The organism is Bacteroidia bacterium (assembly GCA_039924845.1).
Classification (GTDB): domain Bacteria; phylum Bacteroidota; class Bacteroidia; order DATLTG01; family DATLTG01; genus DATLTG01.
Window position 1 is genome coordinate 1 of the sequence record JBDTAC010000032.1, and the last position, 20,348, is coordinate 20,348.

The following is a 20,348-nucleotide window of genomic DNA, read 5'->3' on the forward strand; positions in this document are numbered from 1 at the left end:
ACTTTTAATGTAGGGGTCCTGGGTTCGAATCCCAGCGGGATCACAAAATAAAAAAGCCTTCAGAATTGAAGGCTTTTTTAATACTTCGAAAAAATATTTTTTTGAATGTATATTTGCGATATGTATTCATTCACGGAAGAAAATTATTTAAAAGCCCTCTTTAACCTCGCCGACAAAAATGGCGAAGCAAACGTGAAAGAATTGTCCAAACATTTGGATATAAAAATGTCTACCGTTACCAGCATGATGAAGAAACTGGCGGAAAAAGGAATGGTGCATTACAAAAGCTATCAACCGCTTCATCTCACTGAAAAAGGAAAAAAAGAAGCTGGATTAATTATTCGCAAACATCGGTTAACCGAAATGTTTTTATTTGAAAAGATGGGATTTGGTTGGGAAGAAGTGCATGCCATTGCGGAACAAATTGAACACATTCATTCGTCTGTTTTTTTTGATAAAATGGATGGTTTACTCGGCTTTCCGAAAACAGATCCTCACGGCGCTCCCATTCCGGATAAAAACGGAAAGATTACGTGGAAAGAATACAAATCGTTGAGCGATTGCAAAGCGGGAGAAACCGTTAAAATATGCGCTGTCATTAATTCGTCTGACGATTTCCTTCGTTTCTTAAACAGCCGGAATCTTCACCTCGGATTAAAAATAAAAATACATTCCATCGAAACGTTTGATAAAAGTATGGTGATTAGCTACGGAAAGAAAAGTGCCGAAACGCTTAGCTACACAGCTTCCGAAAAATTATTGGTGGACAAAGTTTGATATAGTTTAAAATAGGAAGCAAGCATTTTTTGTCCGCAGCTTTCAATTGCAATTTTACAAAGCGATATATTCTCACGTTAGCCATATTGACGTAATGGTTGGCTAAACTGCTTTCGAATGAAGTTTAGGTTTTGTTACGTTTAGTTTTCTCTAATTGAATAATACATTCGTTTATTAATTGCTCGTGAAATTCTTCATCAAGTCCAAACCAAACTAGTATATCTAAAACATTATCTAAACAAACATCGACCTTTTTTAATTTCTTCAAGAGAATTTAGCTCAATCAAGTTTTCTATCTCCTTAATCTGTTTTATATCTAAAATTATAGAACTCTCTTTTATTTTAGCATCTTTCAAAACACCCCTTAAATATTCCTTGTCTAAAAAAAATTTCATATTTTTCAATTAGGCACACCTTACTTCTAAGTCTGATTAACTCATTTCTATTTCAACTCAAATGTGTTGCTTTTCTATTCAAAACATTAATTTTTCAAGTCAATTTTACTTACGTTGAATACCATTCGCGAGGAATTTTTCTCATTCCTAAAACTATTGAGTTATTCCTTTTCAATAATGTATTCCTTACTAAAAAAATGAAACAGAAAGTACGAAAGAATGAATTCTGACTGAGAGAGAATGAACTGTGACTGAGCCAGTCGAAGCTGTTAGTATCACACTAAGAGCTGTTAGCATGACACTAAGAGCTGTTAGTATGACACTAAGAACTGTTAGAATGACACTAAGAACTGTTAGTATGGTACTAAGAACTGTTAGTATGGTACTAAGAGCTCTAAGTATGTTCCTAAGAACTGTTAGTATGACACTAAGAGCTGTAAGTAGGACACTAACAGCTCATTGTTTCAGTAAAAGAGATTAAGGTGGGTTGGTGCTTAATTGGTAGTTCCTGGGTTAAACGGAATACCTTCTTGTTTCTTTATCTTGTCTTTCAGTTGGATGCCGTGGAGGATTTCAATGTTCACCCCATCCGACAAGCCAGTTTTGATATACGTCCGTACAAATGTTTGCGGCTTGGTTTCCACATCCACAAAAGTGGAATCGATTTTAAAAACCACCAAACCTTCCGGAAGTGCTAATACACTGTCTTTTTTCGCCAACACAATTTCGGCATTGGCACTGTAACCAGCACGAATAAAAGTACCGCCTTCTTGTTTCACGGTAGCGCGCACTTCAAACTGAATAGCGCCTTGCACAGTAGTTCCTTGCGGCGCTATGTACTCCAATGTAGCATGAAACGTTTTATTTTCGATGGCTGCAATTACGATGTTAATGGGCATGCCAATTTTAAGTTTACCTACTTCCGATTCATCTACGTTTCCTTGAAACATCAGTTGGTTCATGTCGGCAACGTCGGCAATCGTGGTGCCATCATTAAAGGTATTGCTTTCAATCACAGAACTTCCCTTTTTTACCGGAACGTCCAGCACCATTCCTTCAGAAGTGGAATACACAATGTTGGACGATTGTCCCGATTGTTTGGAAGCTCCGTTCTGCACCAATTGCAAATTATTGGTAGACGATTGTAAGTCCGCTTTCGCGAGATCCATTTTCGAGACTTCCTGTGTATACTCCGCGTCAGCAATTACTTTTTGATCATACAATTGTTTTTCTCTATCAAATACTATTTTCTCGGCATCGTAATTAATTTTGGCTTTATCCAATTGCGTTTCAGCATCATTAAGCGTTACAATGTTCGGAATGATTTTTATTTCCGCTATTTTTTGTCCGGTTTTAACTAAGTCGCCCGGATTCACAAACAGCTCTTCCACAATACCTGAAACTCTGGGCTTAATCGCGATTTGTTTTTTAGGCACAATGGATCCGGTAGCAATTGTTTTCTGAATAATATTGGTGATAAGTGGTTGCCCTGTTTCAAAAACAATTGGTTTTTGTTCTGATTGTCGATACAAGAAAACACCGGTCCACACAAACAAAGCGAGAATACCTAAAACAACAATTGTAACGATGATTTTTTTCATAAAGAATACTAAATTATTCGGTTCGTAAAGCTTCTATCGGATTAATTCTGGAGGCTTTCATGGCAGGAATTAATCCCGCTAAGGAGCCAGAAACAACAAGAATAATGGTGGCTGTTATTGCCATGTGAAAATTAATTTCTGGATGCGAAAAGTAATCACTTTTCACATTGAATTTATCCATCAAAAAGCTAATGCCTTGTATAACTCCCACGCCGCACACCAAACCCATATAGCCAGAAACCGAAGTAATGACAATGGATTCCTGAATAATTAATCCGACAATCGACCAAGGAGTGGCGCCCAGTGCTTTGCGTACGCCAATTTCGCGCGTGCGTTCTTTAACGATGATAAGCATGATATTGCTTACGCCAACAATACCTGCGATAATGGTACCGATACCAACAATCCAGTTAAACACATTGATGCCCGCAAACAAACCGCTGATGTTTTGAAACTCTTTTTCTGCATTCCACGAACCAATGGCTCGAGCATCGTCAGGAGAGATGTCGTGTTTCAGTTCTAAAAAAGCTTTTATCTTACTTTCCACCACGGCAACACTAATGCCTGGTTTAATGTTGATAGCGTAACTGTCCACATAATTCACTTGATTGAAAGTACGTTGCAAAGTACTCAAGGGAATGTAAATGGTTTGAGCATCGTTTCTGCCGTCACCTCCAGAAGTATTTTCCAATTTAAAAACGCCTACCACTTTAAAAAAACTTCCTTTAATGTTGATGTATTTCCCGATGGGGTCTTCGATTCCGAAAAGCACTTCCGCCACACGCGGTCCAATGACTGCTATTTTTCGCATTTGAGCACCATCGAGCTCGTCTAAAAATCGTCCTTCACCAATGGTAACTGCTTTTATTTGCCGAATATCTGGCGTAGTGCCCATCACTTGGAAAGAACCGTTCTTCGTATCTCTACTTACAGAAAACTCTCCAGAAAGACTCATTCTCGGAGCGATGTAATTGATTTCAGCAATGTTGTCTTTTAAGGCTTTGGTATCTTCGTTGGTAAGCTGTATAAAGCGTCCCGGTTGCAAACCATGATAAGGGATAGAAGTCTTTTCTGCCCACACAAATACACTGTTCGTAGCTAAATTCGCGAAATCTCGGTAAACGCCATTCTGCAAACCTTTTCCGGTTCCCATTAACAACACCAACATAAATATTCCCCAAAAAACGCCAAATGCCGTAAGCAATGTGCGCAGCTTGTGCTTATTGATGGTTGCTAAAATCTCTTGCCACTTGTCGAGGTCGAACATCGGTTTAGTCGTTTTGTATAATTCCGTCTTTTAATCGAATAATGCGATCCGTCATTTGTGCAATGTCGTTTTCGTGTGTTACAATAATAACGGTCATTCCTGCTTTGTTTACCTCTTTAAATATCTCCATTATTTCGTAAGAAGTAGTGGTGTCTAAAGCACCCGTTGGTTCATCTGCTAAAATAACTTTCGGCTGAGAAATAAGCGCACGCGCAATGGCAACGCGTTGTTTTTGTCCGCCTGAAAGTTCTGTGGGATTGTGTTCTGCCCAATCTTTCAAACCCACTTTATCAAGGTATTCCAAGGCAATTTTATTACGCTCTCTCCTTCCAACCTTTTGATAATACAAAGGAAGCGCAACGTTTTCCATTGCATTTTTAAAAGCGAGTAAATTGAAGGATTGAAAAACGAATCCTAATAAACGGTTTCTATAATGTGCGGCTTTTGTTTGCGATAAATTTTTGATGGAAGTATCTGCCAAAAAATAATCGCCGGAATCGTAATTGTCTAAAATACCCAAAATATTCAGCAAAGTAGATTTTCCGGAACCAGAAGAACCCATAATGGAAACAAATTCACCTTGGTTTATAGTTAAATCAATCCCTTTTAAAACAGGAAGATGATTGTTTCCGATGGTATATGATTTATTTACTTGACTTAGTTTTATCATAGTAGCGGCAAAATTAAGGAATATAGTTTAGATGCGTGCAGAATTTTATTCAACGTGTTAATTTATAAAACCCTTGCATCTAATAAGAAATTACCATTTAAAAGAAGAGATAGAAAAATTAATTTTCAAAAGTAAGAAGGAAGTAAATAGGAGTTAAATGTAGTCTTCAAAAAAATATTTTTTCAAAGGTAATTTTTGGTCAATAGTCAATAAACCTGAAAAATCAAAAGAAAGAATGTAAATTCTATTCGTTTTTTTCTATGAAAATTAAAGAGTTTCCTATAAATTTGCCGCGTTTTTGATTTTAACAAACCACAGCCGGAGTATTCCGGTAGATTTAATTAAAGCAAATGGCTACACAAACCAAATCAGTATCAGAAAAAGTTACAAAACCTACCAAGCATGAAAGCATGTTTGAAGAAGTAATGGCAAGATTTGACATTGCGGCAAACAAATACAAATTGTCGGACGATGTTGCAAAAGTTCTCAGAAACCACGAAAAACAAGTGGTAGTAAGTTTACCAATAGTAATGGACAACGGTAAAATCGAGGTATTTGAAGGTTTTAGAATTGTACACTCAACAAAATTAGGACCTTCTAAAGGTGGTATCCGTTATGCGATGGATGTAAATTTAGATGAAGTGAAAGCGCTTTCTGCCTGGATGACTTTTAAATGCGCTGTTGCAAATATCCCTTACGGAGGTGCAAAAGGCGGCATCAAATGCGATCCTAAGTTATTATCCTTAGGCGAATTGGAAAGATTAACACGCGCGTATACTACAGCCATGAGCGATGTTTTTGGTGTAGATAAAGACGTTCCGGCTCCAGACATGGGAACAGGAAAACGTGAAATGGCTTGGATTCTCGATACATACAACAAAATAAAAGGACATCAAGAACCGGGCGTTGTTACTGGAAAACCAATCACATTGGGCGGTTCAAAAGGAAGAGAAGCGGCAACAGGACGTGGCGTAATGGTGGCTACTTTGGAAGCAATGAAAAAATTAGGAATGGATAAAAAACGTGCTACGGCAGCGATTCAAGGCTTCGGAAACGTTGGTTCCAACACTGCAAGATTGATTCAATCCAAAGGAATAAAAATTATTGCTTTGTCGGATTATACTGCTGCTTTTTACAATGAAAAAGGAATTGATGTAACAAAAGCTTTGGCGTATGCACAACAAAATGGTGGCGTATTAAAAGGGTTTACAGGTGGAAAAGAAATCACGAACGAAGAATTATTGACGTGTGAAGTTGATGTATTGATTCCTGCCGCAATTCAAAATCAAATTACAGAAAAAAATGCAAGTAAAATTCGCGCAAAACTAATTGTAGAAGGTGCTAACGGTCCTACTACTGCAGAAGCAGACGAGTTTTTACATCAAAACGGAGTGATTGTTGTGCCGGATATTTTAGCAAATGGTGGAGGTGTAACGGTTTCTTATTTCGAGTGGACACAAAATAAAGCAGGTTATTATTGGTCGGAAGACGAAGTAAATGCAAAACACGATGCATCTATGGAACAAGCTTTCGAAAACGTTTGGTTCAATGCGCGTCAATACAAAACGACTTTGCGTATCGGCTCGTATATCACAGCGTTAAAACGATTGGATAAAGCTGTTAAATACAGAGGTAACTTTTAATTTTTCCCTTTTCTCAAAAGACGCGAGGTGTTTGCCTTGCGTCTTTTGTATTTAAAAACAATTCATAAACGCATTCATGACAATACATAAAGAAGGTTATCCAACAATCATTATCAGCATTATTTTTTTAGCGATACTTAATTTTATAACCTATTTCTTTTGTGGCGGATGCGAAATAGTAAAAATATTGGTGTGGATTTTTTCCGCATTTTTAATGATCATCGTTCTTCAATTTTTTAGAAATCCGAAACGAGATTTTATCATCAATGAAAACGGAATTATTGCGCCAGCAGACGGAAAAGTAGTGGTAATCGAGAAAGTCCAAGAATCAGAATATTTTAAAGACGAACGAATTCAAGTAAGTATTTTCATGTCGCCATTAAACGTGCACATCAATCGTTTTCCAATCAGCGGAATTGTCAAATATGTAAAATACCATCCCGGACTTTATTTGGTTGCTTGGCATCCAAAATCTTCTACAGAAAATGAACGTACAACAATTGTAGTAGAACATAAAAACACTAAAAAAGTATTGTTCCGACAAATTGCTGGCGCTTTAGCGCGACGCATTGTTTATTACGCTAAAGAAGGCGATAATGCTGAACAAACAAAAGAGTTTGGATTTATAAAATTTGGTTCGCGCGTAGATTTATTATTGCCTTTAGATGCAAAAATAAAAGTGAATTTAAACCAAATCGTTAAAGGCGGACAAACGCTTATCGCGGAATTTTAATTTCAAAAGAAGGCTTTCGAAAAAATAATTTTTTGAAGCGATTATTTTCATCAAAAAAAGGTGTTTGAAAAATTAAGTTTTCAAACACCTTTTTTATAAATAAAAATTCCAATCAATAAATTTTCGGATATTTTTTTGGATTCGTTTCGTGCATCATTTCATACACCTTTTCGAAAATATCATCGGCATTTGGTTTCGAAAAATAATCTCCGTCTGATCCATACGGCGGGCGGTGTTCTTTTGCTGCCAATGTTTTTGGGTCAGAATCCAAATACAAATATGCTTTTTGTTCTTCCAATACTTTTTGCAACATAAACGCACTCGCGCCTCCCGGAACATCTTCATCTAAAAATAAAACACGATTTGTTTTTTTGATGGATTCAACAATCGAATGATGAATATCAAAAGGAAGCAAAGTTTGCACATCAATAATTTCAACTGAAATATTTGTTTCTGCCAATTGTTTAGCGGCATCCGCAGCAATGCGACAAATAGAACCGTACGTTACAATGGTAACATCCGTGCCTTCCAACAAAATTTCGGGAACGCCCAAAGGAATTTTAAAAATGCCCAAATTGCTCGGTACCTTTTCTTTTAAACGATATCCATTCAACGGTTCCACAATCACAGCAGGCTCATCAGAAGCAAGAATGGTATTGTAAAATCCGGCAGCTTGCGTTAAATTTCTCGGCACACACACATGCACACCACGCAGCGCATTAATAATCATGCCCATCGGCGAACCGGAATGCCAAATTCCTTCCAAACGATGTCCGCGTGTACGAATGATTAAAGGAGCTTTTTGTCTGCCGTTGGTACGGTATTGAAGCGTCGCCAAATCGTCGCTTACAATTTGTATCGCGTATAAAAAATAATCCAAATATTGTATTTCTGCAATCGGACGTAAACCGCGCATCGCCATTCCTATGGCTTGCCCGATAATAGTTGCTTCGCGAATTCCGGTATCAAAAACACGATTTTCTCCGTACTTTACTTGCAATCCTTCCAAGCCTTGATTCACGCCGCCAATTTTTCCAGAATCTTCTCCAAACACAAGTACATCAGGATTATTCGCCAATATCGCATCAAAATTATCACGCAATACTTCTCGTCCGTCTGCCAATTTTTCTTCACCAGAATAATCGGGTTTTACTTCTTTTACTTTTAATGCCGATTGCATGGATTCACTGTAAAGACGAGAACTGTAGCGATTGTTATTTTCAATTTTCGAAGTTTCTAACCAATTTAGTAAAGCTGTTTTTGCTGAATTATTTTCGTTGCGCAGCAATCGTAAAGCTCTGCGAGCCGCAGAAAAAATGTCTTTACGAGAAGGTTCAAGTATTGCGCTCAAATTATTTTTTAAATCCGAAATCAAATTTCCATTTTCACTTTGCGTCGCTAAATCAGCTAATAAGGCGGAAACAGTTGCCAATTCCGCTTTTATAGGCTCACAAAAAGATTTCCAAGCTGTATTTTTTGCTTCGCGAACAATTTTTTTCGCATCTTCTTCAATCGTGGAAAGCTCATTTTCAGAGGCAATCGCCGATTTTAAAATCCATTCGCGCATTTTTTTGATGCAATCAAAATCAATTTCCCATTGCAAACGCTCTTTGGATTTGTAACGCTCGTGCGAGCCAGACGTAGAATGCCCTTGTGGCTGCGTCATTTCTTCCACGTGAATTAAAACTGGAATGTGTTTTTCGCGACAAAGTGCAATTGCATTTTGATATGTTTCGCACAAAGCCGCGTAATCCCAGCCTTTTACCTTAAAAATTTCGTAACCGTTTTTATTTTTATCGCGCTGAAACCCTTTTAATGCTTCTGAAATATCTTCTTTTATGGTTTGATATTTTTTCGGAACAGAAATTCCATGTCCGTCGTCCCAAACGGAAATAGCCATTGGTACTTGTAAAACACCCGCAGCATTAAGCGTTTCCCAAAATATACCTTCGGAAGTACTTGCATCTCCTATTGTTCCAAAAGCTACTTCATTTCCTTTTGAACTGAATTTTTCAAATTCTTCTTTTTGTAAATTCGCATTGTTGCGATATACTTTCGACGCAAGCGCTAATCCTAAAAGTCGCGGCATTTGCCCGCCTGTAGGGGAAATATCAGCAGAAGAATTTTTTATTTTCGTTAAATCTCTCCAGGTTCCATCTGCATTTAAACTGTGCGTTCCAAAATGTCCACCCATTTGTCTGCCGGCAGACATAGGCTCTTCCGCATGATTTGTATTCGCGTATAATCCAGAAAACCATTCCGTCAAATTCAAATTTCCGGTAGCAAACATAAATGTTTGATCGCGGTAATAACCCGAACGAAAATCACCTTCGCAAAATGCTTTTGCCATCGCAATTTGTGCTACTTCTTTTCCATCGCCAAAAATTCCGAATTTCGCTTTTCCCGTAAGTACTTCACGCCTTCCAAGCAAACTTGCCTCGCGACTTTCATTCGCAATTCTGAAATCATTTAGGACACTTTTTTTAAAATCTTCGAAAGAAATTTCTTCGTTCTCCGATTTTTTTTTCACTTCGCCTGCTTTTCCCATACTATTTTCTCTGCTAATTTTATTTTTCTGACAAGTACAAATATAAGAAGAAATCGTATTTAGAGCATTTTTTCAAATTTTTAAGTTGGGAAATTAAGGCTTCAAAAAAATAATTTTTCGAGCCCTGATTAATCCATTCGTTTCGATAATAGTCCTAAATTTGCATACATTTTTATTTAGAAAATGCCTTTCAAAAAAATATTTTTTCAAAGTCTTGTTTTGATATTCGCCATAACAGCGGAAGGTTTTGCGCAAACGCCTGCAACAAATCCTGTTCTCTCCAAAATTATTGTAAGTGGAAAAATAATTTCCAATGATCCGATGGCGCCTTTGTTTAACATGATGGTGATTGACAAACGTACTTCCACTGGTGAGTTTGCGGCTGTAGACGGCACTTTCACGATTAGTATTTTAAAAACTGATACCCTTTTATTTACTGCTCAAGGTTACGCGATTAAAAAAGTGTGCTTAAAAGATTCCATCAATAAAAATGAATATAAAATTGTGGTACACCTCAAAAAATTAGAAGTAACATTGGCTGCAGCTAATATTTTTCCGGTAAAATCATTGGACGAGGTGCAAAATGAAATCAATCAATTTCATGATTATAAGCCGTATGATTTAACAGGAGTAAGTGCCTTTTCGAGTCCGATTACAGCGCTGTATGAGCGTTTCAGTAAAATTGAACGTTCTAAAAGAAAAGTGGAAGAATTGGAACACGAAGATCAAAAAGAACAAATTTTAAAAGAACTTTTTCGTATTTATGTAAAAGCAGATATTATTCAATTGAATGATAAAGAATTTGACGCTTTTATCGCGTATTGTCATTTGTCGGATGAATTTATCCAAACGTCCAGCGAATTTGATTTAGTAATGGCGATTAAAAGAAAATACGAATCCTTTTCACGACTGAAATTGCCTCTTTACGAGCAAACTTCGTTTTGAAAAATTATTTTTTTGAAACAGTTTTTTACGATGAAAAAATTATTTATTTACAGCTTTTTTTTATTTTTCACGTGTGTTGAATTTTATTCTTGTGATGATTCTGCGCCGAAACAAAACGCCGAGACAAGCGTCGCGAAAGCGATTCAAGATACCGCAACAAAATATGCTTCCGGAAAAGTAATTTTCGAACAAACCTGTATTACTTGTCATCAATTTGATGGCAAAGGTGTTGCAGGCACGTATCCGCCACTCGCACAATCCGATTATTTGTTGGCAGATAAGCAACGTGCCATTCAGCAAGTGCTGCAAGGTTCGAACAAACTCATTACGGTAAACGGCAATACATTTACTTCTTTGATGCCTCCTCAAGAATTAAGCGATTTAGAAATTGCTGACGTTTTGAATTATGTATATCATACGTGGGGAAACAATGGTTACACGGTTAGTTCGGAGGATGTAAAGGTAAAACGAATTGCGCTCAAAGAAAAATAAATGTGTTCCAAAAAATAATTTTTCAAAGCGCTATTTCTTTTAGATATCACGTCAAAGATCTCTATCTTTGGAGAAATACATTTTCAAATGAAAAAAAAATCTATCATTGAGTGGCTAACAGAGCCACAGAAACACAATTATCCGGCAGCATTTTCTTATTTATCATTGCTATATGATGAAGATTTTTCAAAAAAATCAGTTAAGAAATTGAAAGCTGCTTCGGTAGTTAATTTTAAAGCAAAAGATATTTTTCGAGCCTCTTCTTTATCGCTTTTAGGCGTTAGTAATTTTCATGTAAAAGCGGATAGTATTAAAATTGAAAATGCTGAAAAATTATCTCCTCTCCTACTCGTACGAGATCGTTCCAATGGAAAAGCGATTATTGCAGATGGCTATCATCGCTTGTGCGCCGTCTATTTGCTCGACGAAGACGCGGTGATTCCGTGTAAAATTATATGATATAAAAAACGATTCCAAAAAATAATTTTTCAAACGATGTTTCTTCGAATCAATCCAAAGAGCCCCAATACCAAGGAAATTGAGCAAGTAGTGGAATGCTTGCGTGATGGTGGCGTAATTATTTATCCCACAGATACCGTTTACGGAATGGGTTGCGATATTCATAAACAGCGCGCCGTAGAGCGAATTTGCAAACTTAAAAATATAGCGCCCGAAAAATCTAATTTTTCTTTTGTGTGTTCTGATTTAAGTCATTTGGCAGATTTTAGTAAATCTGTTGATACGAGTACTTACAAACGAATGAAACGAATGCTTCCTGGTCCGTTTACTTTTATTTTAGAAGCAAATAACAATGTTCCGAAACTATTTAAAAGCAAGAAAAAAACGGTCGGAATAAGAATTCCTGATAATTTAATTTGTCGGGAAATAGTGCAAATGCTAGGAAACCCGATTATGAGTACTTCCGTACATGATACCGATGAAGTGGTGGAATACACCACCGACCCGGAAATTATTTATGATAATTTTAAAGATAAAGTTGACATCGTAATTGCTGGAGGCTATGGAAACAATGAACCTTCCACGGTAATCGATTGTTCAGATGGAGATTTCACAATTGTACGTCAAGGACTCGGAATTGTAGAAGATTTTTAAAGCATCGTTTTTTTATACCAATATTGAAAAACGATTAAGCCCCAAACTCTTGCTACGGAATCATTTGGATTATTTGAAAATAATTTTTCTTTCAGTTTTTGTATTTCTTCGAGATCGAAAATTCCTTGTTCTAAAATAAATTTTTCAGAAAGTAAATCTTCCGTAATCAATGATTTTAAATCGGTTTGAAACCATTTCAATAAGGGCACTTCGAAACCTTGTTTCGGACGCTGAATAATTTCTTCCGGTAATTCTTTTTTAAACGTTTCTTTCAGAATTTTTTTTCGAGAATTTTTATCGATTTTATAGTAGGAGGGAAGCGAAAAAGCAAAATCAACAATATGATGATCCATAAATGGGCTGCGGACTTCCAAACTATTCGCCATACTCATTCGATCTACTTTTACGAGCATGTCGTTTTCTAAAACTAATTGCATATCGGTGTATAAAACAGAATTAAAATCAGCTGAAATAGTTTTTAAAATATTATTTTTTCGTGCCGTAAATTCGGATTTGTTTTTTTCATCGTTCAAAAAAATATTTTTTTGACGATCGTTTGTAAAGCCTGCCCAAAGCCAGTAGCGCTCCTTTTCGGATAAATTAATTCCTTCTAAAAATTTAGTTGCTTGGCGTATTTTATTTCCAATTTTAGAATTTCGAGATTTTGGTAAAATATTTAAAATCGGTAAAAGTGAATTTGCAAAAACTTTCTCAATTCCGATATTACGAGCTTTTAATTCTGCCGCATGTTTATTATAACCTCCAAACAATTCATCTGCGCCATCGCCAGAAAGTGCCACTTTTACTTGCTTTCGCGTATGTTTGCTTAAAATAAAAACAGCCAAAGCAGAAGAATCTGCAAAAGGTTCATCCATGTCATCGAGCATCGAAAAAAGGTCTGAAAATAAATCTTCGTTACTCAGTGAAAACACGGTATGATTGGTTTTATGCATCTTCGCCACCATTTCTGCGTAGACGGTTTCATCAAACAAAGGTTCGTTTTTAAAGCCAATAGAAAACGTGTGTAAATTTTTTGTGTGCTTCGACGCAAGCGCTGTAATAATACTGGAATCAATGCCTCCACTTAAAAAAGCGCCTACTGGAACATCCGCAATCAAACGCATTTCAACAGATTTATTTAGGAGCTTAGAAAAATATTTTTTCGAAGCATCGTAATTCAAATTAGCTGAATAGCTTTCAGAATAAGGAATTTCGTAATATTTTTTTTGATCAACGATTTTATTTTTAATCCAAAAATAATTTCCGGCAGGTATTTTTTTTACGTTTTTTAAAATGCTATCAGGAGAAGGGATGTAATTGAGATGCAAAAATAATTGTAGTGAAACTTCATCAATTTCCTTAGGAATTCCGAACGCTAAAAGTGCTTTTAATTCCGATCCGAAAATAAATTTTTTAGTGTCTTGATAATAATACAACGGTTTTATTCCGTAGCGATCGCGTACCAAAATGGTACTCTCTTCCACTTTATCGTAAATCGCGAAAGCAAATTCTCCGTTTAATTTTTCAAAACAAGAAACGCCTTCCGTAATGTATAAATACAGTAAAACCTCTGTATCCGAAGAAGAGCGAAAGGAAATTTTTCTTTCGAGTAAGGATTTTTTTAATTCTTGAAAATTATAAATCTCTCCGTTAAAAACAATTGTATATCTACCAGAATTATCCGTAAACGGTTGCGCAGCAGCATTCGAAACATCAATAATAGCAAGTCTTGTGTGGCCTAATGCAACTTTGTTGTGAGTGTAAGTTCCGTTGGAATCAGGTCCGCGTTTGGCAAGTGTTTCGAGCGCAGAATTTATTTTTTGAAATTCTTTTTCTGCATTTTCATCAAAAGAAATAATACCTGTAATTCCGCACATGAAAAATTAATTTTTTGAAGCGCTATTTTTCGTCAATTATTTCACGAAATGAGAAACGACAAGATACATAATTCCGCCCAATATCGCGGAAGCGGGAATGGTTACAATCCACGTAATAATAATATTGCTGGCAACTCCCCAACGTACGGCTGAAAAACGTTTTGTAGTACCAACGCCCATAATGGCACCAGCAATGGTTTGCGTGGTACTAACCGGAATTCCCAAGCCAGTGGCTCCAAACAAGGTCATGGCACCTGCTACTTCTGCACTGAAACCTCCAATGGGTTTGAGGTGCGTTAATTTAACACCCATCGTTTTTACAATTTTCATTCCGCCAGAAAATGTTCCGAGCGCAATAACAGAAAGGGCTGTCATCTGCACCCAAAATGGCACTTGTACATCATCAAATGGATATAAATATTCTTTCACGAAAGGAATATTTCGACACGAAAAAAGTAACATCGCGATGATTCCCATTGTTTTTTGTGCGTCGTTACCGCCATGCCCAATACTAAATGATGCGGAAGAAAGTAATTGACCAACGCGAAAAAATTTATCTACCTTGTTTGGACTGTATTTACGGGCAATCCATAAAGTCAATACCATAATAAAATAACCAAAAATGAGACCGATAACTGGCGCTAAAACGATAAATAAAATAGTGATAAAAATTTTTGTTTTGAAAAAGCCCCAACCTACGCCTAAAATAAGTGCCGAAAATCCGCCTTTTGCGATGGCTGCGCCCATTAATCCACCAATTAAGGAATGCGAAGAACTTACCGGAATACCAAAACGTGCGCAGAAAAAATACGCCCATACAATAGAGCCTAAAAGTGCAGCAAAAATAAGATTGACCGACATAGAATCGGCTTGAACAAACCCACTTTCAATAGCTTTTGCAACGGGCGTTCCGAAAATAAACAAGGCTACAAAATTAAAAAAAGCCGCCCAAATAACTGCCAAACGAGGAGAAAGAATACGCGTAGAAACAATCGTTGCGATAGAATTTGCGGCATCGTTCATCCCGTTCACAAAATCAAAAACAAACGCGGTAAGAATGGTAATTAAAACAAGTGTAAGCATAAAAACTAAGTCGTTTTAACGATAATTGATTCCAATACATTGGCTGCATCTTCGCACTTATCGGTAGCTGTTTCAAGCACCGAAAGCACTTCTTTCATTTTAATAATTTCGATGGCATCTTTTTCATCTTCAAACAAACGCGCAATGGCATTGTTAAAAATATCGTCAGCATGATTTTCAATACTATTAATACGAACGCAGGCTTCACGAATTTTGCCTACATTTTTCATGTCTTTTAATTCCTGAATGGCAATGTGAAGTTCCACGGCAGATTTTTCAATCAATTCTGATAACTTAACAATAGCGGGCGTTAAATCTTTTATTTTGTATAAATCAATGCGTTTGGCGGAACCGTGAATAAAATCCACCACATCGTCCAAAGCACTTGCTAATTGGTGAATGTCTTCGCGATCGAAAGGTGTTATAAAAGAAGCACTCAATTCATTAAAAATATCATGTGTTATGCTGTCGCCAACATGTTCCAAACGTTCAATTTCTTTGATCAGTTCTTTTCTGCGCTCCAAACTTGGAGTGGTAACCATCGCGCAAAGCGTTTTAGAAGTTTCGAGCGCATTGCCCGATGCTTTCTCAAATAAAATGAAAAATTTTTTATCTTTTGGGACAAGCATTTGTAACAATCCGTCTAATTTCATAAGTAATTTATTAGTGTTGAATAAATTTATTTTGGATACAAAAGTGCTAAAAAAAATAAGTGTGAATGTTATCTTAATGTTAAGAATTTTTTATTCGCGAATCTCAAACGATTTAATTTCCAGTAAGTGTTCGATCTAAACTAAAAACAATAAACTTTAAATTAATTGGCTTTGAAGGTTTGAAAAAATATTTTTTCAAGCCTTTTTTATTTTATCAAATTTTATGTTCGAAAAATTATTTTTTTGAAGACGTTTTTTGCATCTTAAAAATCTTGACTTTCGCAGAAGTATTTTTTAGAAGTAATAAAAATGAAAATTTTAAAATTCGGAGGAACATCCGTAGGTTCTGCACAACGCATGGAATCTGTTGCAAAATTGATTACTTCGCCGGAATCTAAGATTGTTGTGCTTTCCGCGATGTCGGGAACTACCAACGCTTTGGTGGAAATTTCTACTGCGTTGTATCAACGCAATCACGCGAAAGCGACTGAAATAATTAATGACTTAGAAAGCAATTATAAGAAGGTTATCACGGAATTATATCTCACTGAAAATGCCTTGAAAAAAGGCGCAGAATTGCTTTTATTTCATTTCGATTTTTTACGTTCTTTTACAAAAGATGTGTTTACAATTTACGAAGAACGTGCCGTTTTAGCAGAAGGCGAATTGCTTTCTACTGCGCTGTTTCAATATTATTTAGAAGAAAAAAAAATAGATTCGGTATTGCTTTCTGCGCTAAATTTTATGCGTATTGATTCCAACGAAGAGCCGGATTTGAAATACATCGAAGAAAATTTAAAAATAGAACTGGCGAAATATCCCGAAAAAAAATTATTCATCACGCAAGGATATATTTGTCGCAATGTTTTTGGCGAAATTGATAATCTGAAACGTGGCGGCAGTGATTACACGGCATCGCTGATTGGTGCTGCAATTTATTCCGATGAAATCCAAATTTGGACAGACATTGACGGCATGCACAACAACGATCCGCGCATCGTAGATAAAACGCATCCGATTGCTGAATTATCTTTTGATGAAGCGGCGGAGTTGGCGTATTTTGGTGCAAAAATTTTACATCCTACTTGCATACTTCCTGCGCAAACACGTAATATTTCTGTACGTTTGCTCAATACGATGCAGCCGGAAGCGAAAGGAACCTTGATTACGAAAAAAATTTCCGGAGCTAATATTAAAGCCGTTGCTGCGAAAGATGGTATTACGGCGATAAAAATAAAATCGGGTAGAATGCTGCTTGCGTACGGTTTTTTACGAACTGTTTTCGAAATTTTTGAGCGTTACAAAACGCCGATTGATATGATCACAACTTCTGAAGTAGCTGTTTCTGTTACGATTGACAATACAAAAAATTTAGAAGCGATTGTGGCAGAATTGAAACAATTTGGGAGTGTGGAAATAGATTCGAATCAAGCAATTGTGTGTGTGGTAGGCGATTTTTTAGCAGAAAAACACGGTTACGCGCTGAAGGTTTTAGAGTCGTTAAAAGATATTCCGATTCGGATGATTTCTTACGGAGGCAGCCCAAATAATATTTCTTTGCTCGTCGATGCAAATCAAAAAAACGAAGCGCTTATTGCACTTAATAAAGGACTTTTCTAAAAATAATTTTTCGAAAAAATGTTTTCAGCAGACGAAATAAAAAAGTTTACAAAGCTCCCAACGCCTTTCTATTATTACGATATGAGTTTGCTTGAAAATACGCTTCAGCAAGTAAAATTGGCATCTGATAAATACAAATACACGGTTCATTATGCTTTGAAAGCGAATGCGAATGATCCGATTTTGGAGCAAATTCAACAACATGGATTTGGTGCAGATTGTGTGAGCGGAAATGAAATTAAAAAAGCGCTGGAAATGAATTTTCTTTCCGAACAAATTGCTTTTGCCGGCGTTGGAAAATCAGATGCGGAAATAAATATTGCACTCGAAAAAAATATTTTTTGTTTCAATTGTGAATCTGTTCAGGAAATAGAAGTCATCAATACTTTGGCGGAGAAACAAGAGAAAATAGCTTCTATCGCTTTGCGGATAAATCCCAATGTGAACGCGCATACGCATCATTACATCACTACGGGTTTGGAGGAAAATAAATTTGGAATTAATGTATGGGAATTAGACGAAGTGCTTGCTATTATTGAGAAATCAAAACATATACAATTAACCGGAATTCATTTTCACATCGGTTCACAAATTACAGATATGGGTGTTTTTAAAAGCTTGTGTTTGAAGATTAATGAGTTGCAGCAATGGTTTGCGATGCGAAAAATAAATTTGGAACACATCAATGCTGGCGGCGGATTGGGAGTAGATTATCAGGATCCAGATAAAAATTCGATACCAGATTTCTATGCGTATTTTGGAATTTTTAATCAGTTTTTAGAAGTTCGTAACGGACAAAAGATTCATTTTGAATTAGGTCGTGCGATGGTGGCGCAATGTGGAAATTTAATTTCGAAAGTGCTTTTTGTGAAAAAAGGAATTGCGAAAAATTTTATTATTCTGGATGCTGGAATGACTGAATTGATTCGTCCTGCGCTGTATCAATCGTATCATAAAATTGAGAATATCACAAAAAATATACCTTCTGATCAAAAATATGACGTGGTTGGACCGATTTGTGAATCGTCCGACTGCTTTGGAAAATCAGTTCATTTGCCGGAAACGGAACGCGGCGATTTAATCGTTTTGAAAACGACGGGCGCTTATGGCGAAGTAATGTCTTCAGGATATAATTTACGCGAGAAAGCAGCAGCTTTTTATTCGGATAAAATAATGACCTCAAAAAAATAATTTTTCGAGCGCTTAAATTCCATCATTTCAAATATTGAAAATATTTTTTATTTCGTATTTTAATCGCAACTTAATTTTTTTTCATCCGTTAGAGACGAAGGTTTATTATTCATCTTAATCGTTTCATCTCAAAAAATGTTGTGTATGAAAAGTCCTGAACTTAGCCCTCAAGCCATTGAAAAAGAAAAAATTTCCGAATTGAAATTTCATGACCGTGAAGTATTACCTTCTGCCGAACACATCAAACATCGTTGGTCTGAATTGCAGCGAGCGTCCAAACTCGGAAACATAGAACACGGAAAAATAAAAATTATTTTTGAAGATACTGGTGGCTTAAAACAAGTAGAAACTACTATTTGGGCGGTAACCGACAAACGAATTATTCTCAAAAAAGGCGTTGTCATACCCATTCATTGTATCCACGAAGTGAAGGTTTGAAAAAATATTTTTTTGAAGGATGAAATTTCAATTCGTAAAATCAGGATACAATAAATATTTTTTACGAATTTGTTTGAAGATAGTCAAAGCTGGTTGCCATGTTTTTCGAATGTCATCTTCGCTCATACCCTTTATTATCTGCTCTTTCAAGACATCGTTTCCAGCAAGTGAATTAAAATAAGAGTTGAAAAAATTCTTTTTGTCGGGATACGTTTTGTACATTCCTTCTATCCAATACAAATACATTTTTTGATAATTTTTCATAAACACCTCTCCGAAATTTCGCAAATCATAACCAGTGCATTTTTGATTTTCAAACGGAGGATCTTTACTTTCTCCATCAATACTTTTGGGCGTAAACGAAAACGGAGCATCTTTTATTTCCGGATTTCCAATTGCTTGAAAAGGAAAATCTGTTCCGCGCGCCACGCTAATTACAGTTCCTTCAAATAATGCTAGCGACGGATACAAATACACGGCAGCCATATTTGGTAAATTTGGCGAAGGTTTCACAGGCAATTGATACCAATCGTTGTGCGAATAATTTTTCACTTTAATGCAAGTTAAATCACATTTTTCAGCATTTGGCAACCAACCTTCGCCGTTTAACATTTGCGCGTATTCCGCCGCCGTCATTCCGTACACAATAGGAACAGGATCTAAGCCCACAAAGGATTTGTATTTTATATCCAATACTGGACCATCCACAAAATAACCATTGGGATTAGGGCGATCCAGCACAATTAATTTAACATGATTTTCGGCGCAAGCCTCCATTACGTAATGCAAAGTAGAAATATAGGTGTAAAAACGAACGCCCACATCTTGCAAATCATACACCACAACATCAATGTTTTTAAGGTCTTCGGCGCTTGGTTTAAAATGATCGCCATAAAGCGAAACAACATTTAAGCCTGTTTTTTTGTCTTTCGAATTATTGAAATTTTCGCCTGCATCTTTGTTTCCACGAAAACCGTGCTCGGGAGAAAATATTTTTTTCAAGGAAACACCCAATGAAATCAAGCTATCCGCCGTATTTATTTTTCCGATAACAGAAGTTTGATTGGCAACAATCGCAACATTTTTTCCTTGTAAAAGAGACAAGTATAAATTGAATTGTTGTGCGCCAACACTCACATCGGCAGCAGTTTTAACGGTATTGGTAACGGGTTCAATCACTTCTTGGGCAAACGAAATCCCGAAAAAGAAAAAAAGAATGCCACTCCAAAAATATTTTTTCATACTGACGTATTTACGGATAAAAAACAAAAGTAAGAAACTGTTCATGCTTTTCGAATTTTT

At 36.4% G+C, this 20,348-nt stretch carries 18 protein-coding genes; 10 read left to right on the plus strand and 8 right to left on the minus strand.

Going from position 1 to position 20,348, the window contains the following annotated elements:
* Window positions 1-120: 120 nt before the first annotated feature.
* Window positions 121-777, plus strand: a complete 657-nt coding sequence (locus tag ABIZ51_03680; protein MEO7087876.1) for a metal-dependent transcriptional regulator — start codon at window positions 121-123, stop codon at window positions 775-777.
* Between the two features lie 889 nt (window positions 778-1,666).
* Here ABIZ51_03680 and ABIZ51_03685 read toward each other — a convergent pair.
* The 3 genes from ABIZ51_03685 to ABIZ51_03695 are packed head-to-tail and all read right to left on the minus strand — an operon-like array spanning window position 1,667 to window position 4,710.
* Window positions 1,667-2,773, minus strand: coding sequence for an efflux RND transporter periplasmic adaptor subunit (locus ABIZ51_03685; GenBank protein ID MEO7087877.1), 1,107 nt, complete (start codon window positions 2,771-2,773; stop codon window positions 1,667-1,669).
* Between the two features lie 13 nt (window positions 2,774-2,786).
* Window positions 2,787-4,040, minus strand: a complete 1,254-nt coding sequence (locus ABIZ51_03690; GenBank protein MEO7087878.1) for an ABC transporter permease — start codon at window positions 4,038-4,040, stop codon at window positions 2,787-2,789.
* Between the two features lie 4 nt (window positions 4,041-4,044).
* Window positions 4,045-4,710 carry an ABC transporter ATP-binding protein gene (locus tag ABIZ51_03695; protein ID MEO7087879.1) on the minus strand — a complete coding sequence of 222 codons (666 nt, stop codon included), beginning with the start codon at window positions 4,708-4,710 and terminating at the stop codon, window positions 4,045-4,047.
* 350 nt (window positions 4,711-5,060) lie between these two features.
* Between ABIZ51_03695 and ABIZ51_03700 the strand changes: the two genes are divergently transcribed.
* On the plus strand, window positions 5,061-6,353 hold the full coding sequence (locus tag ABIZ51_03700) for a Glu/Leu/Phe/Val dehydrogenase (protein MEO7087880.1): 1,293 nt from the start codon (window positions 5,061-5,063) through the stop codon (window positions 6,351-6,353).
* A gap of 76 nt (window positions 6,354-6,429) precedes the next feature.
* Window positions 6,430-7,086, plus strand: coding sequence for a phosphatidylserine decarboxylase family protein (locus ABIZ51_03705; GenBank protein ID MEO7087881.1), 657 nt, complete (start codon window positions 6,430-6,432; stop codon window positions 7,084-7,086).
* 112 nt (window positions 7,087-7,198) lie between these two features.
* Here the strand turns inward: ABIZ51_03705 and ABIZ51_03710 are convergent, their stop codons facing one another.
* Window positions 7,199-9,634, minus strand: a complete 2,436-nt coding sequence (locus tag ABIZ51_03710) for a thiamine pyrophosphate-dependent enzyme (GenBank protein MEO7087882.1) — start codon at window positions 9,632-9,634, stop codon at window positions 7,199-7,201.
* Window positions 9,635-9,853: 219 nt separating this feature from the next.
* On the opposite strand from ABIZ51_03710, the gene ABIZ51_03715 reads away from it, so the two are divergent.
* From ABIZ51_03715 to ABIZ51_03730, 4 genes are all read left to right on the plus strand, one after another.
* Window positions 9,854-10,579 (plus strand): hypothetical protein, encoded by a 726-nt coding sequence (locus ABIZ51_03715; protein MEO7087883.1) that lies wholly within the window; start codon window positions 9,854-9,856, stop codon window positions 10,577-10,579.
* Window positions 10,580-10,609: 30 nt separating this feature from the next.
* The gene (locus ABIZ51_03720) at window positions 10,610-11,071 is read left to right on the plus strand and encodes a cytochrome c (protein ID MEO7087884.1); all 462 of its coding nucleotides are present in this window, start codon (window positions 10,610-10,612) and stop codon (window positions 11,069-11,071) included.
* A gap of 87 nt (window positions 11,072-11,158) precedes the next feature.
* Window positions 11,159-11,530, plus strand: a complete 372-nt coding sequence (locus ABIZ51_03725; protein ID MEO7087885.1) for a hypothetical protein — start codon at window positions 11,159-11,161, stop codon at window positions 11,528-11,530.
* 36 nt (window positions 11,531-11,566) lie between these two features.
* On the plus strand, window positions 11,567-12,184 hold the full coding sequence (locus ABIZ51_03730) for an L-threonylcarbamoyladenylate synthase (GenBank protein MEO7087886.1): 618 nt from the start codon (window positions 11,567-11,569) through the stop codon (window positions 12,182-12,184).
* On the opposite strand, the gene asnB is transcribed toward ABIZ51_03730, so the two are convergent.
* Genes asnB through ABIZ51_03745 form a run of 3 tightly spaced genes read right to left on the minus strand, consistent with a single transcriptional unit; the run spans window position 12,181 to window position 15,797 of the window.
* The gene (gene asnB, locus ABIZ51_03735) at window positions 12,181-14,061 is read right to left on the minus strand and encodes an asparagine synthase (glutamine-hydrolyzing) (protein MEO7087887.1); all 1,881 of its coding nucleotides are present in this window, start codon (window positions 14,059-14,061) and stop codon (window positions 12,181-12,183) included. The two genes, ABIZ51_03730 and asnB, sit on opposite strands and share 4 nt — an antisense overlap.
* Before the next feature lie 36 nt (window positions 14,062-14,097).
* Window positions 14,098-15,144, minus strand: coding sequence for an inorganic phosphate transporter (locus ABIZ51_03740; protein ID MEO7087888.1), 1,047 nt, complete (start codon window positions 15,142-15,144; stop codon window positions 14,098-14,100).
* Window positions 15,145-15,149: 5 nt separating this feature from the next.
* Entirely contained in the window at window positions 15,150-15,797 is a 648-nt protein-coding gene (locus tag ABIZ51_03745) for a DUF47 family protein (protein ID MEO7087889.1), read from the minus strand.
* Window positions 15,798-16,106: 309 nt separating this feature from the next.
* Here ABIZ51_03745 and ABIZ51_03750 point away from each other — a divergent pair, with 309 nt between their 5' ends.
* From ABIZ51_03750 to ABIZ51_03760, 3 genes are all read left to right on the plus strand, one after another.
* Window positions 16,107-17,417, plus strand: a complete 1,311-nt coding sequence (locus ABIZ51_03750) for an aspartate kinase (GenBank protein ID MEO7087890.1) — start codon at window positions 16,107-16,109, stop codon at window positions 17,415-17,417.
* An 18-nt stretch (window positions 17,418-17,435) separates the two neighbouring features.
* On the plus strand, window positions 17,436-18,608 hold the full coding sequence (gene lysA, locus ABIZ51_03755) for a diaminopimelate decarboxylase (GenBank protein ID MEO7087891.1): 1,173 nt from the start codon (window positions 17,436-17,438) through the stop codon (window positions 18,606-18,608).
* Between the two features lie 144 nt (window positions 18,609-18,752).
* On the plus strand, window positions 18,753-19,046 hold the full coding sequence (locus tag ABIZ51_03760) for a hypothetical protein (protein MEO7087892.1): 294 nt from the start codon (window positions 18,753-18,755) through the stop codon (window positions 19,044-19,046).
* 27 nt (window positions 19,047-19,073) lie between these two features.
* Here the strand turns inward: ABIZ51_03760 and ABIZ51_03765 are convergent, their stop codons facing one another.
* Window positions 19,074-20,288, minus strand: a complete 1,215-nt coding sequence (locus tag ABIZ51_03765; protein ID MEO7087893.1) for a DUF1343 domain-containing protein — start codon at window positions 20,286-20,288, stop codon at window positions 19,074-19,076.
* Window positions 20,289-20,348 lie beyond the last annotated feature (60 nt).

Coding starts and splice junctions, on each gene's coding strand:
- ABIZ51_03760 (MEO7087892.1), top strand. CDS start 18,753: ATGAAAAGTCCTGAACTTAGCCCTCAAGCCATTGAAAAAGAAAAAATT.
- ABIZ51_03740 (MEO7087888.1), bottom strand. CDS start 15,144: ATGCTTACACTTGTTTTAATTACCATTCTTACCGCGTTTGTTTTTGAT.
- ABIZ51_03690 (MEO7087878.1), bottom strand. CDS start 4,040: ATGTTCGACCTCGACAAGTGGCAAGAGATTTTAGCAACCATCAATAAG.
- ABIZ51_03725 (MEO7087885.1), top strand. CDS start 11,159: ATGAAAAAAAAATCTATCATTGAGTGGCTAACAGAGCCACAGAAACAC.
- ABIZ51_03705 (MEO7087881.1), top strand. CDS start 6,430: ATGACAATACATAAAGAAGGTTATCCAACAATCATTATCAGCATTATT.
- ABIZ51_03695 (MEO7087879.1), bottom strand. CDS start 4,710: ATGATAAAACTAAGTCAAGTAAATAAATCATATACCATCGGAAACAAT.
- asnB (MEO7087887.1), bottom strand. CDS start 14,061: ATGTGCGGAATTACAGGTATTATTTCTTTTGATGAAAATGCAGAAAAA.
- ABIZ51_03765 (MEO7087893.1), bottom strand. CDS start 20,288: ATGAAAAAATATTTTTGGAGTGGCATTCTTTTTTTCTTTTTCGGGATT.
- ABIZ51_03710 (MEO7087882.1), bottom strand. CDS start 9,634: ATGGGAAAAGCAGGCGAAGTGAAAAAAAAATCGGAGAACGAAGAAATT.
- ABIZ51_03730 (MEO7087886.1), top strand. CDS start 11,567: ATGTTTCTTCGAATCAATCCAAAGAGCCCCAATACCAAGGAAATTGAG.
- ABIZ51_03685 (MEO7087877.1), bottom strand. CDS start 2,773: ATGAAAAAAATCATCGTTACAATTGTTGTTTTAGGTATTCTCGCTTTG.
- ABIZ51_03750 (MEO7087890.1), top strand. CDS start 16,107: ATGAAAATTTTAAAATTCGGAGGAACATCCGTAGGTTCTGCACAACGC.
- ABIZ51_03700 (MEO7087880.1), top strand. CDS start 5,061: ATGGCTACACAAACCAAATCAGTATCAGAAAAAGTTACAAAACCTACC.
- ABIZ51_03745 (MEO7087889.1), bottom strand. CDS start 15,797: ATGAAATTAGACGGATTGTTACAAATGCTTGTCCCAAAAGATAAAAAA.
- ABIZ51_03720 (MEO7087884.1), top strand. CDS start 10,610: ATGAAAAAATTATTTATTTACAGCTTTTTTTTATTTTTCACGTGTGTT.
- ABIZ51_03680 (MEO7087876.1), top strand. CDS start 121: ATGTATTCATTCACGGAAGAAAATTATTTAAAAGCCCTCTTTAACCTC.
- lysA (MEO7087891.1), top strand. CDS start 17,436: ATGTTTTCAGCAGACGAAATAAAAAAGTTTACAAAGCTCCCAACGCCT.